This is a genomic window from Gloeocapsa sp. DLM2.Bin57, assembly GCA_007693955.1.
In the GTDB taxonomy this organism is placed as follows: Bacteria; Cyanobacteriota; Cyanobacteriia; order Cyanobacteriales; family Gloeocapsaceae; genus Gloeocapsa.
Genome location: RECR01000113.1, coordinates 1 through 18649, shown reverse-complemented (window position 1 = coordinate 18649; position 18649 = coordinate 1). Strand labels below are relative to the sequence as shown.

The following is an 18649-nucleotide window of genomic DNA, read 5'->3' as shown; positions in this document are numbered from 1 at the left end:
CTGTAATAGGACCTAGTGTATCAGGAAAACCTTGTACCTCAATTTCTTGTTGACTATTGGTAGTTGTTATGTTAATACTCATAGCTTTTTGTCCAAAAATAACTTTTATAGTTCGATATAGCAATTGCGAACATTTTGAGAACAATTTATTGATTAGAAATTATTGACATCTTGTCGATAGTATATTTGTTTTACTTATATAAAAGTCCAGCAATTAGTATATTGATTCCCTGTTTCTAGGATGGAATAATTAGTGGGAATTGTAAAAAGTAAGAATACTTAATATGTTTAGATAATTAATAAGGTTTTAAGTAATTACACTACTTATTTAATTAGATATAAATACTCTCAAGGCTTGAGGAATAACCTTAAAAGTAGCAGGAGTAGTAACGGTCAACTCTCCATCGGTATTGATGGTTAAAGGTTTAGGAGACTTAATAATAATGCTTTGAGAAGGGTAAGCTTGAAGGGTTCGCACCCAGGGTAAAATATCGTGTCCTCCCTGGGGTAAAGTCCAAATCAAAGGGAAAATTTGCCACCAATTTTCTAACTCTAAACTATATAAATCTAAACGTTGGTCATTAATTTTAGCATCTTTAGCTACAGCCATTCCCCCACCATAATAACAGCCATTACCTACAGCAACTTGGATAGTTTTGACAGAGACAGAAGTATCGCCTATAATAATTTCAACCTCAAAAGGAATACTATTACGAATAACTTTGATAGCAGTAATTAGATAAGCTAAAGTACCCCAACGACGTTTAGCTTGATAAGAAAGATTTTCAGTAATTTTGACACTTAAACCTAAACTAGCTACATTAAAAAAATATTTACCATTAACCCAACCCAAATCAATATCATCAACCTTACCCGAAGCTATTACCTGACAAGCTTCTTTAATCCCTAAAGGAATACCTAGAGTACGAGCTAAATCATTAGCAGTACCCATGGGTAAAATACCTAAAGGGAGATTATGAGTCACTAAACTATCAACCGCTAGATTAAGAGTTCCATCTCCCCCACCAATAATCACTAAATCCACATTATCAGCTTGTTGGTTGATAATCTCTGGGATTTCTTGAGGATGATTACAAGGAATAACCACTAACTCAAAATCAAGCTCATGAAGAATATCTACAGCTAGTTTAAACTGTTTTTTTCCCTGGCGAGAGCGAGGATTAATTAATAATAAGGCTTTTTTAGACATAATTTATTCTAAAAACAGTGCAGTAGTGGTTGTTTGCAGTACTTTTAAAGCTTTGAGAGAACTAATTATCAGTCTCCCAGAAGCTATAGGTTTTTGACTCATCCTCAAAGCCAGGGAAAAAGGGTTAAGATTTCCTTGACTATCTAAGGCTAAATTGAGATCAGGTAAGTTTTGCTCATAATTATCGCTAATTACTCTGACAATAGCTACCTCCGGAAAGGTTTCTCTAATCAACCAACTTTCCATATCCACTACATCTGCACCTGTATGTAAGCTTAGTTCAGTTTTAGCTAAACTAGTATGCACTAAGCGATCGCAGGTTAACCCTTTGACTAAACTTCCCGATAACCTCTTGGGTATTTGCTGACATTCTCTCTCTAACAATTCCCCTGAAGGAGTTTGATAACAACAACTCTGATAGATAACTATATTTCCTAAACGATACTTAGGGTTGAGGCTTCCTGCTAAACCCAATAATAAAACCCTCTGTTGAGTTAATCTCGCAGTTTGTAGATAATTTCTTAACCCACTCACACCCATAGGAATGGGGATAACTTTAACCTTAGCCCTGGTTTTTTGTAGTCCATGACAGACTGCGGCATATTCTGCGCCTTTCGTTACTAAGATTGCTTCAATTTGTTTGAACATTAAATGATTATGCTATGATGAGTTTGTTGAGAAAAATTTTAAATAAACAATTAGAAATATTCCGAGCGATGAATCAAGCTTCTATCTTAACCCTAGACCAAGTAACTAAACAATTCTCCTCCCAAAACCAACCAGTATTAACAAAAATCAGCTTTAATTTAGCCCAAGGAGAGTTATTAGGATTACTAGGACCATCAGGTTGTGGTAAAACAACATTACTCAGAATCATCGCAGGATTTGAGCAACCCAATACAGGTACAGTCCAAATCGCCGATACAGTAGTATTTTCTAATCAAATCAACATACCTCCTGAACAGCGCAACACTGGTATGGTTTTCCAAGATTACGCACTTTTCCCCCACCTCACTATAGAAGAAAATATCGCTTTTGGACTCAAAGTCAAAGCTAAAAACCTCTCTCGTGTAGAGATTAAACAAAGAGTCAAAGAAACCCTAGGAATAGTTAACCTTTCGGGATTAGAAAAACGCTACCCTCATCAACTTTCAGGAGGACAACAACAGCGCATAGCTTTAGCCAGAGCACTAGCACCCAAACCTGCACTTATATTACTTGATGAACCATTAAGCAATTTAGATGTACAAATTAGGGAAACTCTACGACACGAAATACGCAATATCCTTAAAGCTACAGGAATCGCGGGAGTCTTCGTTACTCATGATCAAGAAGAAGCTTTAGCGGTGTCTGATAAAATTGCAGTTATGCGCCAAGGTAAAATAGAACAAATCGACGCACCCGAAATAGTCTATAGTCAACCCGCTTCTCGTTTTGTGGCAGAGTTTGTAACCCAAGCGAATTTTGTCCCTGCGAAAAAAGAGGGAAGTTACTGGAAAACCGAAATAGGTGACTTAACCCTGGAAGAAACCCCGAAATTAAGTCAAGAAGCGGAAGTAATGCTACGTCAAGAAGATATACAGCTAAAACCCGACCAAAGCGCACCAGTAGTTATCGCTGAACGTCATTTTCTCGGGAGAGAATACCGCTATTGTTTACAAACACCTTCAGGAAGAAGAATACACGCTTTAACCCCTATCAATACCAATCTATCCGTAGGAATGAGAGTAAAGCTAACTATTGATCCAGAATCTTTGCGAGTTTTTCCTAGATCTGAGATGATAAGTTAATATGCACTTAGATCAAATATTCTTAAAACCCTTGTCTCGCCTAAAAATCTCTCCCCTATTCCCTGCTAAAAGGCATTTTAAATGCGTTTTACCCTAGCAAAATGAGCAATATTCAACAACCAGATGAGCAAATTAGAGAATTAGCCTTTTTAAGTTTACGTCAAATCTACCTTAATAACGCTTATAGCGATATAGCTTTGGAAAGAGTCTTAAAAAAGAGTGATTTAAGCCCAAAATCTAAGAATCTAGTCTGTGAGTTAGTCTATGGAGTAGTCAGAAGACAAAGATATCTAGATGCTATTATTGACCAATTAGGGAAAAAAAAAGCTCACCAACAACCACCAGAATTGAGAATAATTCTTCATTTGGGATTATATCAACTCACTTATCTAGATCAGGTGATAGGAGCGATCGCTGTAAGTAGTAGCGTAGAATTGGCTAAAAAATTTGGCTTTACTGGGTTATCAGGAGTAGTCAATGGTTTATTGCGCAATTATCAACGACAACAAACCCCTTTAGAATTACCAGATAATAATATACAACGTCTCGGGATTCTCTATAGTTTCCCGGATTGGTTAATTGAAAATTGGCTCTCTATGTTAGGAGAAATAGAAACAGAATTACTCTGTCAATGGTTTAATCAATCTCCTAGTCTAGATTTACGAGTTAATATTCTCAAAACTTCTGTAGATGATTTAGCAGCAGTTTTAACTAACCAAGGATTAAATGTCTCACGGGTTGACTCTCTACCCCAAGCTTTACGTATTCATAATTCTAGAGGATCTCTAACTCAATTACCAGGTTATACTCAGGGTTGGTGGATGGTGCAAGATAGTAGTGCTCAACTAGTGACTCATTTACTCGATCCTCAACAGGGAGAAAAGATTATTGATGCTTGTGGTGCCCCTGGGGGTAAAACAACTCATATCGCTGAATTAATGGGGGATATAGGAGAGGTTTGGGCTTGCGATCGCTCTCGCTCTCGTTTAACAAAAGTTAAAGAAAATGCCCAACGGTTACAACTTAATTCTATCTCTATTCATAACCTCGATAGTAGCACTACTCAATTTCCCCAAGACGCAGATAGAGTTTTAGTAGATGCTCCCTGTTCAGGAAATGGGACACTACATAAACGACCTGATTTACGTTGGCGTCAAACACCCGAGCAAATAACTACTTTAACCACTCTACAAGCACAATTATTAGCTCAAGGGGCTAGTTGGGTCAAACCAGGAGGTAAACTAGTTTACGCTACCTGCACTATTAATCCTCCCGAAAATGAAGCTATCATCCAAGACTTTCTTGATCAACATCCCAATTGGTGTATTGATACTCCTAGTCAAGATTCTTGGTTAAATACTTTTATGACTCCCGAGGGTTGGTGCAAAATTTGGCCCCATCAACGAGATATGGATGGTTTCTTTATGGTTAGATTAACTTCTGAAAAATTAAGAATTAAGAGTTAAGAATGAGGTACTCATGCACTCATAAAAGAGTATTATAATTATAGCGCTACGCGCAGGCAAGAGGCAAGAGGCAAAAGGTAGATTAGTAATGGGTTTCATGATTTTAAAATGTCAAACACCTTAGCTTGTACTGCTATACCTGGACATAAATAAAAGTAAATAAGTTAACTTTTGTTAATAAGGCTGAAATCTTTACTATTTCTTACCTTCACAGTTAATATTAATTTTGTCCGACCACTTACATACAAATAATAGCACCTAAAACCTAAAAGCGAACTTACATTAGATTATGCTTAAATTAATTATTCCTATTCCTTATTATGTACCTGGTGGAGTAGAAAAGGTTATGCTGGCTCTGATTACTGAATTTAGTCAACAGTTAGAGCAGGTTATTATTGTTGCTTCTCCTAAAACTATTAACTATTTTCGGACTAAATTACCTGAGAATGATTCTCTTGTTTATGAATATTTTGGTTGGGCCGATGTTAATCATCTCAATAAGTTACGTCAAATTGGTTTAATTAATAGATTTATTAATCTAGCAGAAGCTCTTAATCTTACTAAATTATCACAATATTTAAACTCATTAACTGAAAAAATAAATTATGATAAAAAAATTATTTTTTTAAGTAATAAATATCAAGCTAATTACTGTTTATATCTACTTGCTAATAAAATGAGATGTCCAAATCTCAATATACCTTTAGCAATGGTCAGTTATGATTTATTCTGGCGTTGTGCTCCTTTAAAATATTCCAAAGAATATCAAAATATTTATGATAATTCTTTATTAAATTGGTTAAAAAAAGCTAATCATATTGTTACTATTTCAGCTAAAACTAAACAAGAGATTAATAAAAAATTTCCAGGCTTTACTGATAAAATAAGCCCTGTTCCTTTGGCTGGTTATAGTATTAGTGTTTGTGAGTCTATTCAACCAGAAAATATCTTTTATTTTCCTTCTTCTTTTAGTATTTATAAAGACCATTTAACCCTGATAAAAGCGGGATTACTTCTAGCAGAAAAACAACTCAATTTTCAAATACTCTTAACAGGAAAAGAAACGGATAAACTAGTAAAAGGAGATTTAGACTTATCCCAACAAAAAGAGTCTCAAGAATATCAACAATATTTAAGAGAATATGCCGAAATTTATCAAGAAAATCAAGAAGTTATCCAAAGATATTTTGTGGGGTTAGGATATGGGGAACTAGAGCAAGTAGAAAAAAGTTACGCAAAAAGCTTATGTGTAGTAATGCCTTCTATTTATGAAGGATTTGGGTTAGCTATTTCAGAAGCAGTCACTAGAGGATTACCAGTAATTGCCAGTGATTTAGATGTTTTTCATGAGCAAGTAGAATTATATCAATGTAGCGATCGCGTGGAATTTTTCCCTCCTGGTGATGCTGAGACTCTGGCTAAATTAATGGAAAAAATGCTACTTCACCCCCAACAGAGACTATCACAGTCAGAAATTGAACGACGTTTTAGTCATTGGACTTGGCGAGAAGTAGCACAAGAATATATAAATATCCTGGTCAAATTACCCCAGGATTAAACAGGATTAAGACGCAGCTTCCTGACGTTCTTTTGCTTCTTTGATTACAGTTTCTGCTACATTAGCAGGACAAGGAGCATAATGAGAAAATTCCATGGAAAACTGACCACGTCCTGAAGTCATAGTACGTAAATCACCGATATAACCGAACATTTCACTCAAAGGAGCATCAGCTTTAACGCGAACCCCCATAGGTGTTTTGTCTTGAGATTTAATTATACCACGACGACGGTTAAGGTCACCGATAACATCTCCCATGTGGTCATCAGGGGTAAAGACGTCCACCTTCATAATTGGTTCGAGGATTTGGGGAGCAGCTTTAGGGAAAGATTGACGATAACCTGCTTTAGCTGCGATTTCAAAAGCGATCGCCGAGGAGTCAACGGGGTGGAAAGCACCATCTGTGAGGGTTACCTTCATATCTACACAAGGATAACCCGCTAACATACCTTTAACGATACTGGTTTCAAAGCCTTTTTGCACAGCGGGCCAATATTCTCTAGGTACATTACCTCCTGTTACCTTAGATTCAAATTGGAAGCCACTACCAGGTTCTCCAGGTTCGAGTACGTAGTCAATCTTACCATATTGACCAGAACCCCCTGACTGTTTCTTATGGGTATAGCTATCTTCAATGCGTTTAGTGATAGATTCACGATAAGCTACTTGAGGTTTACCCACTTCTACATCTACACCATAGGTGCGTCGGAGAATATCCACTTTAATATCTAGATGCAGTTCACCCATACCCTTAATAATGGTTTCGCCGCTTTCTTCGTCGGTTTCCACGCGGAAAGAGGGGTCTTCTTGTACCATTTTACTAATAGCCATACCCATTTTCTCGTTACCACCCTTTTGCTTAGGTTTAATAGCTACAGAAATAACGGGGTCAGGGAAGACCATGGGTTCGAGGGTTGCGGGGTTTTTAGGATCAGCGATAGTGTGTCCTGTTTGAACATTTTTCATACCGACGATCGCGATGATATCACCTGCTTGAGCTGATTCGATTTCTTGGCGATCGTTAGCGTGCATTTCCACCATACGACCAACCCTTTCTGTTTTACCAGTAGCGGTATTGAGTACGTTATCGCCTTTATTAATTTTACCAGAATAAATACGCACAAAGGTTAGAGCACCAAAGCGATCGTCCATAATTTTGAAAGCTAAAGCGCGCAAGGGTTTTTCTGGATCTACATAAGCAACCCCACCTGTAGGATGTCCTTCTAAGTCCATTTCTAGTTGAGGGTTGACCTCAGCAGGAGCGGGGAGATAATCAACTACTCCATCGAGAACTAATTGTACACCTTTGTTTTTAAAGGATGAACCACAATAGGTAGGGAAGAAATGTAACTCTCGTGTACCTTTACGGATACATTGCTTGAGTTCTTCTATAGAGATTTCTTCTCCCTCGAGGTATTTTTCCATCATTTCGTCATCTTCTTCTACCGCCATTTCAACTAACATTTCGCGGTATTTTTCTACCTCATCTACCATATCTGCGGGGACATCTTTGATTTCGTATTTTTCTGGATCTCCCGAATCATCCCAAATCCAAGCTTTACGAGTAAGTAAGTCCACTACTCCACAGAATTGTTCTTCTACCCCGATAGGTAGTACCATTACTAATGGTTTTGCTCCTAGAACATCTTTAACTTGTTGAACTACTCTGTAAAAATCTGCACCGAGACGGTCTAATTTATTGACGTAAATAATCCGAGCTACTTTAGAATCATTAGCATAACGCCAGTTAGTTTCTGACTGGGGTTCAACTCCACCAGAACCACAAAAAACGCCGATTCCACCGTCGAGAACTTTTAGAGAACGATATACCTCGATTGTAAAGTCAACGTGACCGGGTGTATCGATGATGTTAAATTGATGATCTTTCCAATAACAGGTGGTTGCAGCTGATTGAATAGTGATCCCACGCTCTTGTTCTTGCTCCATGAAGTCTGTGGTTGCTGCACCTTCGTGTACTTCACCAATTTTGTGAATTTTTCCTGTTAATTTGAGGATTCTTTCTGTGGTGGTGGTTTTACCTGCGTCAACGTGAGCAAAAATACCGATGTTACGATAGAGTGAGAGGTCTTTCATGTTTGTGTATTCTGTGATTTAGTTGTTTTTTGAATAACTAGTGTAACTAAGGGTCATTATAATTAACTTAATACAGAGTTATTCGGTTTTTGTGCTGTTGCTACTAAATTGTCTCGCCAAAGAGGGCGTATAAATAAAGGGCTGCTTATTATTCTAGCTAATTTTGCTAACGTTGTTGCACCAGAAAAATCAAGCTGCTTGTGTTCAATTGTGATTGACTCAAATCCTGCTTTTTCTAGAGACCATTCCAAGTTTTCTTTGCTGTATTCTATAAAGTGTCCAATTCCTTGTCCTCTTTCTGGTTGAAAAAATGGACAAAATATTTCGATACCCAGTACCATTCTAACTAAGTTTCTAAACCTATAAAAATTGGGGGTTGTTAATAATAACCAACCGCCTGGTTTTAAATGTTTTTTCAGTTTTTTAAAAGTCCAATCCGGAGGTACAGTTAAGTGTTCTATTACTTCACACATAACTATTAAATCATATTGATTTTCTCCTGGTATATCATCGTGCAGTAAATCACATACACAAAAATCTATACCATTTTCTATGATTCCTGTTTCATATTTATCGTTAACATCTACAACTGTGCAGTTGAGATTGTACATTTCTTTCAATAATAGGCTAATCTGTCCACCACTAATTTCTAAAATATTACTAGATATTGGTAAATTTAATTTACTTAGAGCTTTGATTGTATTTAAATATCTAGATTTATAATTCAGATAATATGCATCTTGCTCAAAAAAGGTATTATTGATGATAACTTTTTCATAAGCTTTATTAAAATTGTCTTTTTGGAAATCAATGTTAATCAACGCATTAGTCATAGATAAGTACCCTATATTTGGCTGTTAGTCATGTTCACATTATCTACGTAAACAGAAAAATTAGCAATAGATTATAGTTATAATTAAGGAAAAAACTAGCCCAACCAACCCTGATGAGTGATAATCCCGGAACAAAGGTCAGAAATATTCTCCTCGCTACTACGGCGATCGCTTTAAGTGTAGCTATTTTTATCGGTAGTAGTGGTAATAATTCCAGTTCCCTAGAAGCTCAGGCTCAACAATCAGTAGATTTAGATATCGCTCTGACTGATGGTAAGCCTACTCTAGTGGAATTTTACGCTGATTGGTGCACTAGTTGTCAAACTATGGCCCCTGATTTAGCCATCTTAAAACAAAAATATGCTCAGTCTGTAGATTTTGTCATGTTAAACGTGGATAACCCCAAATGGTTACCAGAAGTGTTGCGTTATCGCGTTGATGGTATCCCTCATTTTATCTTCTTAGACGAGCAAGGAGAGGCGATCGCCCAAACTATTGGCGAACAACCTCTCACAGTTATGACAGAAAATTTAGACGCTTTGACAGCTAATTTACCCATACCCCATAGTTACTCTCTTGGTCAAACTTCTCAATTTAACCCACCAGTCAACAATAAAAAAACCATACCTGAAGATCCTCGCAGTCATGGAGTTTGACAAGTTGTCATCTTACTTAAAAGTTAAATCTAGTTAAAATCCCTGAGTAAAAAATCATTAACTGTAATAATCTTAATTGATTGAAAAGGATGTAAAATGAGTAAATCTTGATCGTCTGTAATGATTGATTCTGCTTGACCATTAACGGCTAATTCTCAATATTTATTATCTTTAGGCTCTCGAAAAATATCTGTCCTAAAGTCCATTTTTCAGATAAATATAATAAAAATTGTTTCCGTTCGTCAAGGCTAATCTAGTGCTCAAATTTGGGTCTAAATAAGACATTTTCTAGTTCTTGCCAAGTAGTAGGAGATACGATAATAATTCCTAATTGTTGAGCTTTTTTAAAAGCAATATTGGGTTTACTATTGGGCAATAAAACAGAACTAATAAGAATATTAGTATTTAGCTATTTTTTTCACTGTTTTAACAACCATTCCCAACAATCCCAACCCTAATAAACTAATCGCGGGATTAGACTCAGGTACTGAGGTTGTTTCTTGATCTGACTGAATACTAATAGCTAAATTGTTCAAAGAAATTCTCGTTTCTCCTTGACTATCTACTCCTGAGTATCCCTGAAAATTAGCTTCTTTAGTCATAAATACTTCAAAAGCGACAGGATTAGTTTCAAAACTTCTCCCTTGAGTGGTTACATCGCAACTTTCAGTTAAAGCTAAAGCTACATTAACAAATTCTCGGGGATTATCACGATTTCCCCCTTCTCCTGGTGTAGAACGATAACTGAAAATATCTTGAGATGGGGAAACAGTTTGACTAGGATCGCAAGCTAAAACGGTTTTACTAGGGAAGGAAGCGATATTACTCCTAAAATTATAAAAATCTCCCTCAGTTAAATAACTAAAAGATACTTCTTCAATACCAAAATAACCTCCCTCAGAGTTAACCACAGCATTAGACAGATTAAAGATATTAACTCCATTTTCTCCTAATACCTTAGCAGACTCATTAACTCCCCCAACATCTGTTACCAATAATCCAGTATTTTCATCAATTCCAATGGCTAAACCCATATTTGTAGCTGCTGCTAAACGGATTATTCTTCCTTGTCTTCCTCTCTCACTGAAATGAGTATCTAGAGTAGCATAGGGAAATAAACCTAACCCTCCTAGAGGATTATAGTAGAGTTCCCTAGATATTGGGGGAGTACCTACTAAAGCAATGGGAGACTCTAGAAGAGCTTGATAACTTTCTCCTTCAGTAATCATGGGAATTCCCGACTGTACAGCTGTTCCTGCACTCGTACCTGCTATGATAATATTGTCGTTGGTAAATTTATCTACCAAAGCATCATAAACTGGAGTAGTAGTGCGAGTCTGTGTAACTGCATCTTCATTAAAAAAGCATTCTGTAATTAAGGATTGATCTCCTCCTCCAAAGACAATGGCTGTTGATTCGCTTATCTGATTGATTACTGTAGAACTACTTTGATTTTTTAAACCAGCACAATTATCAATATGGAATTCTACCCATTCTACATTTGGTGTAACTCCTGGGTATCTTTGGTCATACAAATCCAAGAAATCATCTACCCAAAAACCCCCATTACGTTGAGCTGATTCTCCACTACCTGAAGCTGTAGTAAAAATTCTAATAATTGCATTCCTCTCACCTCCTCCTTTTTGTACAACTACATCATACATGCTTGTTCCATAAGGATCTCCTGTCGCGGGATATTCCCAAGCTCCTCCTACTAACAATAAATCACTAGCTCTGACTGGAGAAAATGTAAGTAGTCCCAAAGAAATGGTGGCTATACCTGTCATTAGTTGAGACAATCTTGAGTAATATTGCATAATTTTTAAATGGTTTATTGTCTCTGCTTAATATAAGGTTATTTCAGGCAAATCAAAGTATTAATTTTTACTTTTTATGTTGACCCATTACTGGTATGATTACTGCCACAAAAATTGTAGCCAAAATAGTTACAGGTTCTGGTACTGTAGTGGGTTCATCTAATAACTGTACCTCATCAAAAGTACTAAAAACTAGATCATTGCGACGATTTATAGCTGTGTTTAAACCAATATTATCAAAGGTCACTAAAGCCTGTCTATACCTACTAATATCAGGGAAATTATCTTGTTCTAAAAATGGCATTCTAGAGACTTCTACTTCAACAATATCACCACTAAAATAATAGGGTCTAAATTCAGCACCTAGCACTCTTTTAGGGGCAAAATATAATTCTACGGGTTCTCCTGCTGTTCCCTGAGAAGTTATATATCCTACTAAAGCGTGTTCATAACTATGATAGCCATTTTTCCAAGGGTATTGTTTCTGTTTAATTGGTTCTAATTCAGGATAGGTTAAAGTATTCCAGACCTCATAATGTTCCCTATCTACCATATTTTCAAACCACCAATTAATCGTAGAATTTAGATAAGTATCCATCAAGCTATCATCTTCTAAACTTAATGTACCCGCGGTTTGATTGAAGACAGCATATATCCACCAACTTTTCTCTAAATCGTTTACTCTTTCTCCCTCTTCGTTAAGATAGGGTGCGTTTGTCCATGTCCCCGATTCTTGATCATAAGCTTGTGCTAATAATCTAGGTATATTAGTCTCCCCAAACTCAATTAATTCTTGATTATCGGCTAATTTACCCGTTAAATAAATCATCCACATTGCCTTAATTGAGTTACCATAATTAGCATTACCTGGAGCTAAGGTTTGTTGTTCTGGTTCGTCTATTCTGTCCCAAAAAATATTATCTTCAGGACTATAAAATTCAGAAATGAGTATATTAGAGATACTAACTAATTGTCTGGTATATCTTCTTTGTTGTCTTTCGGGAGCAACAGAAGCTAATAGTAATAAATAGGAATTGAGTTGATCTAATGGGTCTTGAATTCTGGTGATTGATTCTGCTTCAACCTCATCGGGAAACATCTTAATTCTCTTATTATCAAAATCATAGTAATTATCAACAATATGATTATGCAATTGATTAATTTCTCTGAGAATTTGTTTATCTCCAGTTAAATAATAATAAAAAGTTAAACCCTGTATTGCGTAGGCTTGTTGCTGAGCATTACGTCTTAAGGGATCTATATTAGGATTATTGGTGATATGATAAGTACCGCCCTTTTCTCGATCTATTCCATTCTCTAACAACCAATCGACACCTGCTTTAGCTAAACTCAGAAATTCGGGATTTCCTGTTAACTGATAAGCTGCACCATAGGTGTAAATTTGACGAGAATGACTAACGATAACTTTATTGTTGACGTAATGATGAGAATTGACAACATTATACGGATAACATAAAAAGCTACTTGTGTCAACAACTTCTCCATTATCACAACGATAAGAAGGATAATTACCAATGGGATCTCCCCAAGCTGCGGGTTGATTCCACCAGGGGTTAAGGTCTTCTCTGACATGTTCTAACCAATCCTCCCCAGTAGGAGACTCTCTTTCGGTACTATAAACCCCTTGTTCGGTAACTAACAAGGAAAATATACTAGATAAAACTAGAGTAACAAATTTACTTTTACTGTTCATAATTAAATTATTAATTAATCATGATTAGTTTATCATAAAATCAAGCAAGATTTAAGTATCCAAGTGGAGAGTTAAATTAACGCTTATTTAGCACTACTTACATCATGATTTAGATTTCAGAGATTTTTTAAGCTGTTCAATTAAAGCTTGAGCTTCTTCTATCTTAGCTAACGCGTTTTGATGATAATCTTTTTGAGAATATTCAGATACAGGTAAATCGTGTTTTTTACGAATAAAATTAATCATAGCGAGGTCTTCTCCTTTGATATGATGGATTAACCATTCATTGAGAAAATGGAGCACTTCAGCATTAAGTAAAATATTACCTTCGGTGAATTCTTCGGCTAAATTAGAAACTTTATCAGTAAGTTCGTCGTGTTTACGTTTATGATCTTTATAGTAAGGATAACTATACTGGAGCATTAATTTTTCTTCAGTAGTAAAGTGATCAATAGTATATTTAATTAGTTCATCTAGAGTTTGTTTTAGGATCTGTTTCCCCTTTCCTTGCATCATAGCATCATGTAAGGTATTAACAATTTTAAAGAGATTTTGATGTTGTTCATCAACAAGAGAATTACCTGTACAATATTCTTCGTGCCAATATGCAATAGTCATGATGTTAATTATCTAAGGAAAATTGTGCAACTGATTTAAGTTTTAAAAAAAAATCAGAGGTTGATAAATCTGGTTGAAATTGCGGAATCGAGGTAACAGGTTTAAGTTTGTTGGGAGACTGATTAGTTGTTTTTTGAGTTATTTTTTTAACAATATTACGACAAATCAAAGACTCAAAATCATGATTAAACCTTAGGGTATAGTTACCTTTTCTGCTCCAAGAAGCTAAAATCTGTTCTATAGAAGCTATTTTGTAGCGTCCTAGATAGAGAGCTTCAAGTACAGCTAAGCGAATCCACTGAGGTGAGTATTGAGTTAACCAATTATTGATTAAAGTACTATAACTATCCTCTTTGGCTTCAAAACTATAATAAACTAATAAGGTTTCTATTTCATTAATAATGGCGGTTTGGTCTAGTGATTGTTCTGTCATTAATCATTGTCAAAATTGTCTAAATTTAAAGAATATAATAAGATGAATCAACCTAACCAAATTTAATTAAGCATGGTAGAAATTGCTGTTATAGATTATGATATGGGAAACTTACACTCTGCTTGCAAAGGTTTAGAAGAAGCAGGGGCTAAACCTCGAATAACCGATTCTAGCAGGGAAATAGCCAAAGCCGCGGGGGTAGTTTTACCAGGAGTAGGTGCATTTGATCCAGCGATGCAACAAATTCGTAAACACAATCTCGAAAAACCCATCAAAGAGGCGATCGCCAATGGCAAGCCCTTTTTAGGTATATGTCTGGGATTGCAGATACTCTTTGAAGCATCAGAGGAAGGAAAAGAAGAGGGTTTAGGAGTAATTCCAGGTAAAGTTAAAAGGTTTTACCCCGAGCCTAATTTAACCATACCGCAAATGGGGTGGAATCAGCTAGCGTTAACACAAATAGATTTAAATCTTTGGTTGGGATTACCCAAAAACCCCTACGTTTACTTTGTCCATTCTTATTATGTGCAGCCTGCGGATGATCAAGTAACCGCCGCCACCGTAACCCATGGTAGTCAAACCGTAACTGCAGCGATCGCTCTAGACAACCTACAAGCCCTACAATTTCACCCCGAGAAATCCTCAACCATTGGGTTACAGATTCTGAGTAACTTTGTTAAGAGAGTGAGCAAAAGATGAGAAAAGATGAGAATTTACGGGAATAGAGAATTAAAAACCTTACCAGGAAGAGAAACCAGACCAACTACAGCTAGAGTTAGAGAAGCGGTATTTAATATTTGGCAACACAAAATAGATAATTGTCGTTGGCTAGATATTTGCGCGGGAAATGGTGCGATGGGTGCAGAAGCTTTATCACGTGGTGCTCAATTAGTGGTAGGAATTGAACAATCAGGGCGTGCTTGTGGAGTAATTAAAGAAAATTGGACAAAAATAGCCCAAACTGGTCAATTATTCCGAATTATTAAAGGAGATGCGCGCAGTAAACTTAAAACTCTAACAGAGGAGAAATTTGAGTTAATTTATTTTGATCCTCCCTATGAGAGTGATTTATATCAACCAGTGTTAAACTTAGTCGCTAAATTAGACTTACTCACTCTAGGAGGAGAGATTGCTGTAGAGCATGATACCAGGAGGGGAGACAGTTTAGTTGTTACAGGGTTAAAACAGATTCGTAGCAAAAACTACGGTAACACTGGCTTAACATTTTATACCGTCCCCAGTAATAGCTCTTAAGAAATCAATTCTAGTTCCGTTTCGCGAAAATGAGCTTTAAATCTCGGTTGAAACTGAACTAAGAGGGGTAGATTAGCACTAATTGGTCTCCCTTCGTATTCAGTGATGATCTCAACTATTTCTCCCTCCATACCCTTAAGATCAAAAGGTTGTTTTCGATGTTCAGGATGATGATAAACAATAACTGATGTGACTACACGCACGCGATCGCCTATCTGCATAACTGTTTCTCTCTCTTGTTCCAATGTCACCATTTTGCCGATTTTTCAAGTCAACCTTATCATTTTGGCATAAAATCGTACTGTGAACTTAGAAGATGCTATCTAAAAAACTATCTTCTAGGTCATAACCAAAAATTTGGGCAAAAGATTTAAGACGAGACTTAGGGTTAATTTGCTGTTTTTTGAGCCAATCGGCGAGAATAAAGCTTTTTTGGGTAATAAATATCGCTAAAGCTTCGGGGTTGTATTGAATTCCTTCAGTGCGATTAAATTCATGGGGAACTAACATCGCCACGTAACGGGGAAGTTCTCCGGATTTCCAATCTAAACAAAAAGGTAACCAAGGGTAACAGCTATCTAAACGAATAAACCAGAGTCTAACTTCAGGGATTTCTGAAACTTCCCGAGGATCACTTTCTTCTCTAGGGTAGTCAATCACAAAATTTAACTGTTGTTCAACTGAAGCGATCGCCCCTTGTGCTAATAATGGTTCAATCTTGTCTGTGACTGGAGATAGATCTAAATTTTGCAGTTGTTGAGTATTAATGGTTATAGAAATAGTCATCTGTTTTGTTTCCCCCTTGAGTAAGGGGGTAAGAGATTTACTGTTGTTTAATTTGGGTCAATTTTTCCTGGTCTAAACGACGTTTTTTAGCGTAGAGTTGAATAGAAGCCGCCATAGCGATAACCAAAGCAACTATTAACCAGGTAGTCGCGTCTAGAGGTAAAGAATTTTTAAAGACAGCTAACAGGACAATAACTACTAATAATACAGTAGGGGCTTCATTAAGAGCGCGGAATTGTTGACCACTCCACTGACATTCACCCTTAGCTAATTTCCTCATGATTCTACCACAGTAGAAATGATAAATTAATAGTAGAGCCACAAAAGTCAATTTAATATGTAGCCAACCAGACTTCATAATTTCAGGCTCTACAGAAATTAAACCAATAGCCATAGCTACTGTAACAATCATTCCTGGAGTGGTGATGATATTATACAGACGCTTTTCCATTAGTTCATATTGAGTTTTTAAGATACTTTGGGCGGGTTCAGGTTGTGTTGCAGCTTCAGCATGATAGACAAACAAACGCACTAGATAAAATAAACCCGCAAACCAAACCACCACACCGATTAAGTGAAATGCTTTAAACCAATAATATGACATAGTGTTTATTGACGATTATCTTCTCTCCAGTCCATTTTACACGAGACAAAAAAAATACTTCTTGTTTATCACCTCAATCAGTACCTATGTACTATTAATCAAGAAGCAACGATGAAAGATGATACATAAAGCATTAAAATACTACATTACTCTCTAAAGATATAATAAAGGTGTGAGCAATTATTGAGATTTTTTAGGATGGAACATGGGTTACTGTTAATCTTACTAGGGTTACTTAGTTATTATATTGTGCATAACAGCGCCAAAAAATACCAAACTACAACTCCTGTGTGGCTATTATGGTTAGTAACTATGATACCTGCTTTAGTTTGGACAGGTTGGCTATTAATTTTTGGCAACGATAAACCTCTACCTACCTGGTTAGTAATTGCACCTTTTTTCGTTTCCCCCCTACTTTACGGTTGGTTAGTACAATTAGGACGTGTTAAACCCCAAGTAAAAACTAAACCCCAACCTCCACAAGAAACTCAACCAGTTGCTTTAGAGAGTGAATCTCCACCCCAAGAAACAACAATTAAACCTATTTCCCCCAAGGAAGAAACGGCTTTACGCAACTGTTTTCCCTGGGGAGTTTATTATTTACAAAATATCGATTATCGTCCTCAAGCGATTCTCTGTCGAGGTAAGCTAAAAACTCTACCAGAAGAAGCTTATCAAACGATTAAATATAACGTTGAGAAAGTGTTCGGCGATCGCTTTTTACTTTTATTTCAAGAGAGTCTCTCGGGACAGCCATTTTTTGCCTTAGTTCCGAACGTTTGGGCGCAAAAACAAGATAAAAGTAGCGAATCTCTAGATAATCCTTCACTAGCTTTGGGTTTACTGTTTATAACTCTATTTACCACTACAGTTATTGGCGTAGAATTTAGTGGGATAAGTCCAGCGGAATTTCAAAATAACCCCTCATTACTATTAAGAGGGTTACCCTATAGTCTTAGTCTAATCGCAATCTTAGGTGTTCACGAACTGAGTCATTATTTTACAGCTACTTATTACAAAATCAAGGTAACTTTACCCTATTTTATCCCTATTCCCTTTTTCTTGGGGACTGTAGGAGCTTTTATACGTATGCAAACACCTGCACCCCATCGTAAAGCTTTGTTTGATACAGCGATATCAGGACCAATTGGTGGTTTTTTAGTTACTGTACCCCTCTTACTTTGGGGATTAACTCAGTCTGAGACGATTGATACAGCAACAGCGATGAATTTACGAGAAAATTCTGACTCTTTAGAATTCTTTACTACCTTAGACCCTCGTTTTTCCCTATTAATGTCTTTTCTTGCTAAAATAGCTCTAGGAAATCAGTTACAATCTGGAGTCTATCTCAATTTACATCCAGTAGCGATCGCAGGTTTAATTGGTTTATTAGTCACAGCTTTTAATCTTATTCCTGTAGGACAATTAGATGGTGGTCAAATCATCCACGCGATGTTAGGACAAAATCAAGGTATAGTAGTGGGACAAATAACGCGATTATTGATGTTCATCCTAGCTATAGTACAACCACCTTTAATTCAACCAATCTTTCTGATTTGGGGGATTATGTTATTATTAATGCCAGTTACTAGTCACCCTGCCCTTAACGATGTAACGGAATTAGATAATAAAAGAGATATCATGGGTTTACTATCTTTATTATTGTTATTACTAATTCTGCTTCCTTTACCTAAAGGGTTAGGTTTCTAAAAGTGCTTAAAAAAATCCCCCGAGTCAAGGGGGATTCTGAAAACAAATTTATTATACTTGTTCAAAGATTTGAATATCTCTAAATTGACCGTTCGCAGTAGGATTA

At 36.4% G+C, this 18649-nt stretch carries 18 protein-coding genes and 1 pseudogene; 7 read left to right on the top strand and 12 right to left on the bottom strand.

The genetic code is table 11. The features are described from left to right. Positions 1 to 328: 328 nt before the first annotated feature. Positions 329 to 1210: a lipid kinase gene (locus tag EA365_14980; GenBank protein ID TVQ42541.1), complete on the bottom strand. Its 882-nt coding sequence runs from the start codon at positions 1208 to 1210 to the stop codon at positions 329 to 331. 3 nt (positions 1211 to 1213) lie between these two features. After that, the gene (locus EA365_14975; GenBank protein ID TVQ42540.1) at positions 1214 to 1858 is read right to left on the bottom strand and encodes a phosphorylase; all 645 of its coding nucleotides are present in this window, start codon (positions 1856 to 1858) and stop codon (positions 1214 to 1216) included. 68 nt (positions 1859 to 1926) lie between these two features. Here EA365_14975 and EA365_14970 point away from each other — a divergent pair, with 68 nt between their 5' ends. The 3 genes from EA365_14970 to EA365_14960 all read left to right on the top strand — a co-directional run bounded on the left by EA365_14970 (position 1927) and on the right by EA365_14960 (position 6024). Continuing rightward, positions 1927 to 3000 carry an ABC transporter ATP-binding protein gene (locus EA365_14970; GenBank protein ID TVQ42543.1) on the top strand — a complete coding sequence of 358 codons (1074 nt, stop codon included), beginning with the start codon at positions 1927 to 1929 and terminating at the stop codon, positions 2998 to 3000. A gap of 101 nt (positions 3001 to 3101) precedes the next feature. Then, the gene (locus EA365_14965; protein TVQ42539.1) at positions 3102 to 4466 is read left to right on the top strand and encodes a 16S rRNA (cytosine(967)-C(5))-methyltransferase; all 1365 of its coding nucleotides are present in this window, start codon (positions 3102 to 3104) and stop codon (positions 4464 to 4466) included. 289 nt (positions 4467 to 4755) lie between these two features. Continuing rightward, positions 4756 to 6024 carry a glycosyltransferase gene (locus EA365_14960; protein ID TVQ42538.1) on the top strand — a complete coding sequence of 423 codons (1269 nt, stop codon included), beginning with the start codon at positions 4756 to 4758 and terminating at the stop codon, positions 6022 to 6024. 6 nt (positions 6025 to 6030) lie between these two features. On the opposite strand, the gene EA365_14955 is transcribed toward EA365_14960, so the two are convergent. Beyond that, positions 6031 to 8118 (bottom strand): elongation factor G, encoded by a 2088-nt coding sequence (locus EA365_14955; GenBank protein TVQ42537.1) that lies wholly within the window; start codon positions 8116 to 8118, stop codon positions 6031 to 6033. Between the two features lie 62 nt (positions 8119 to 8180). After that, positions 8181 to 8951, bottom strand: a complete 771-nt coding sequence (locus EA365_14950; protein ID TVQ42536.1) for a class I SAM-dependent methyltransferase — start codon at positions 8949 to 8951, stop codon at positions 8181 to 8183. A gap of 113 nt (positions 8952 to 9064) precedes the next feature. Here EA365_14950 and EA365_14945 point away from each other — a divergent pair, with 113 nt between their 5' ends. Continuing rightward, on the top strand, positions 9065 to 9607 hold the full coding sequence (locus tag EA365_14945; protein ID TVQ42535.1) for a thiol:disulfide interchange protein: 543 nt from the start codon (positions 9065 to 9067) through the stop codon (positions 9605 to 9607). Positions 9608 to 9636: 29 nt separating this feature from the next. Here the strand turns inward: EA365_14945 and EA365_14940 are convergent. The 5 genes and pseudogenes from EA365_14940 to EA365_14920 all read right to left on the bottom strand — a co-directional run bounded on the left by EA365_14940 (position 9637) and on the right by EA365_14920 (position 14189). Next, positions 9637 to 10004 (bottom strand): annotated as a pseudogene (locus EA365_14940) (putative toxin-antitoxin system toxin component, PIN family). 1 nt (position 10005) lies between these two features. Continuing rightward, the gene (locus tag EA365_14935) at positions 10006 to 11424 is read right to left on the bottom strand and encodes a hypothetical protein (protein ID TVQ42534.1); all 1419 of its coding nucleotides are present in this window, start codon (positions 11422 to 11424) and stop codon (positions 10006 to 10008) included. A 67-nt stretch (positions 11425 to 11491) separates the two neighbouring features. Further along, positions 11492 to 13138 (bottom strand): N-acyl-D-glucosamine 2-epimerase, encoded by a 1647-nt coding sequence (locus EA365_14930; protein ID TVQ42533.1) that lies wholly within the window; start codon positions 13136 to 13138, stop codon positions 11492 to 11494. Between the two features lie 102 nt (positions 13139 to 13240). Further along, on the bottom strand, positions 13241 to 13756 hold the full coding sequence (locus tag EA365_14925) for a hemerythrin (protein ID TVQ42532.1): 516 nt from the start codon (positions 13754 to 13756) through the stop codon (positions 13241 to 13243). A gap of 4 nt (positions 13757 to 13760) precedes the next feature. Continuing rightward, positions 13761 to 14189, bottom strand: a complete 429-nt coding sequence (locus EA365_14920) for a hypothetical protein (GenBank protein ID TVQ42531.1) — start codon at positions 14187 to 14189, stop codon at positions 13761 to 13763. Positions 14190 to 14261: 72 nt separating this feature from the next. On the opposite strand from EA365_14920, the gene hisH reads away from it, so the two are divergent. Together hisH and rsmD are read left to right on the top strand one after the other, a co-directional pair. Further along, entirely contained in the window at positions 14262 to 14888 is a 627-nt protein-coding gene (hisH, locus tag EA365_14915; GenBank protein ID TVQ42530.1) for an imidazole glycerol phosphate synthase subunit HisH, read from the top strand. Positions 14889 to 14894: 6 nt separating this feature from the next. Further along, positions 14895 to 15443, top strand: a complete 549-nt coding sequence (gene rsmD / locus EA365_14910) for a 16S rRNA (guanine(966)-N(2))-methyltransferase RsmD (GenBank protein TVQ42529.1) — start codon at positions 14895 to 14897, stop codon at positions 15441 to 15443. Here the strand turns inward: rsmD and EA365_14905 are convergent. From EA365_14905 to hemJ, 3 genes are all read right to left on the bottom strand, one after another. Then, on the bottom strand, positions 15440 to 15664 hold the full coding sequence (locus EA365_14905) for a ferredoxin--nitrite reductase (protein ID TVQ42542.1): 225 nt from the start codon (positions 15662 to 15664) through the stop codon (positions 15440 to 15442). The two genes, rsmD and EA365_14905, sit on opposite strands and share 4 nt — an antisense overlap. Before the next feature lie 88 nt (positions 15665 to 15752). Continuing rightward, positions 15753 to 16229, bottom strand: coding sequence for a DUF1817 domain-containing protein (locus tag EA365_14900; GenBank protein TVQ42528.1), 477 nt, complete (start codon positions 16227 to 16229; stop codon positions 15753 to 15755). Between the two features lie 37 nt (positions 16230 to 16266). Next, complete coding sequence (hemJ, locus tag EA365_14895; GenBank protein TVQ42527.1) at positions 16267 to 16833, bottom strand: protoporphyrinogen oxidase HemJ; 567 nt, start codon at positions 16831 to 16833, stop codon at positions 16267 to 16269. A 198-nt stretch (positions 16834 to 17031) separates the two neighbouring features. On the opposite strand from hemJ, the gene EA365_14890 reads away from it, so the two are divergent. After that, positions 17032 to 18543, top strand: a complete 1512-nt coding sequence (locus EA365_14890; GenBank protein TVQ42526.1) for a site-2 protease family protein — start codon at positions 17032 to 17034, stop codon at positions 18541 to 18543. The last annotated feature ends 106 nt before the right edge of the window (positions 18544 to 18649 follow it).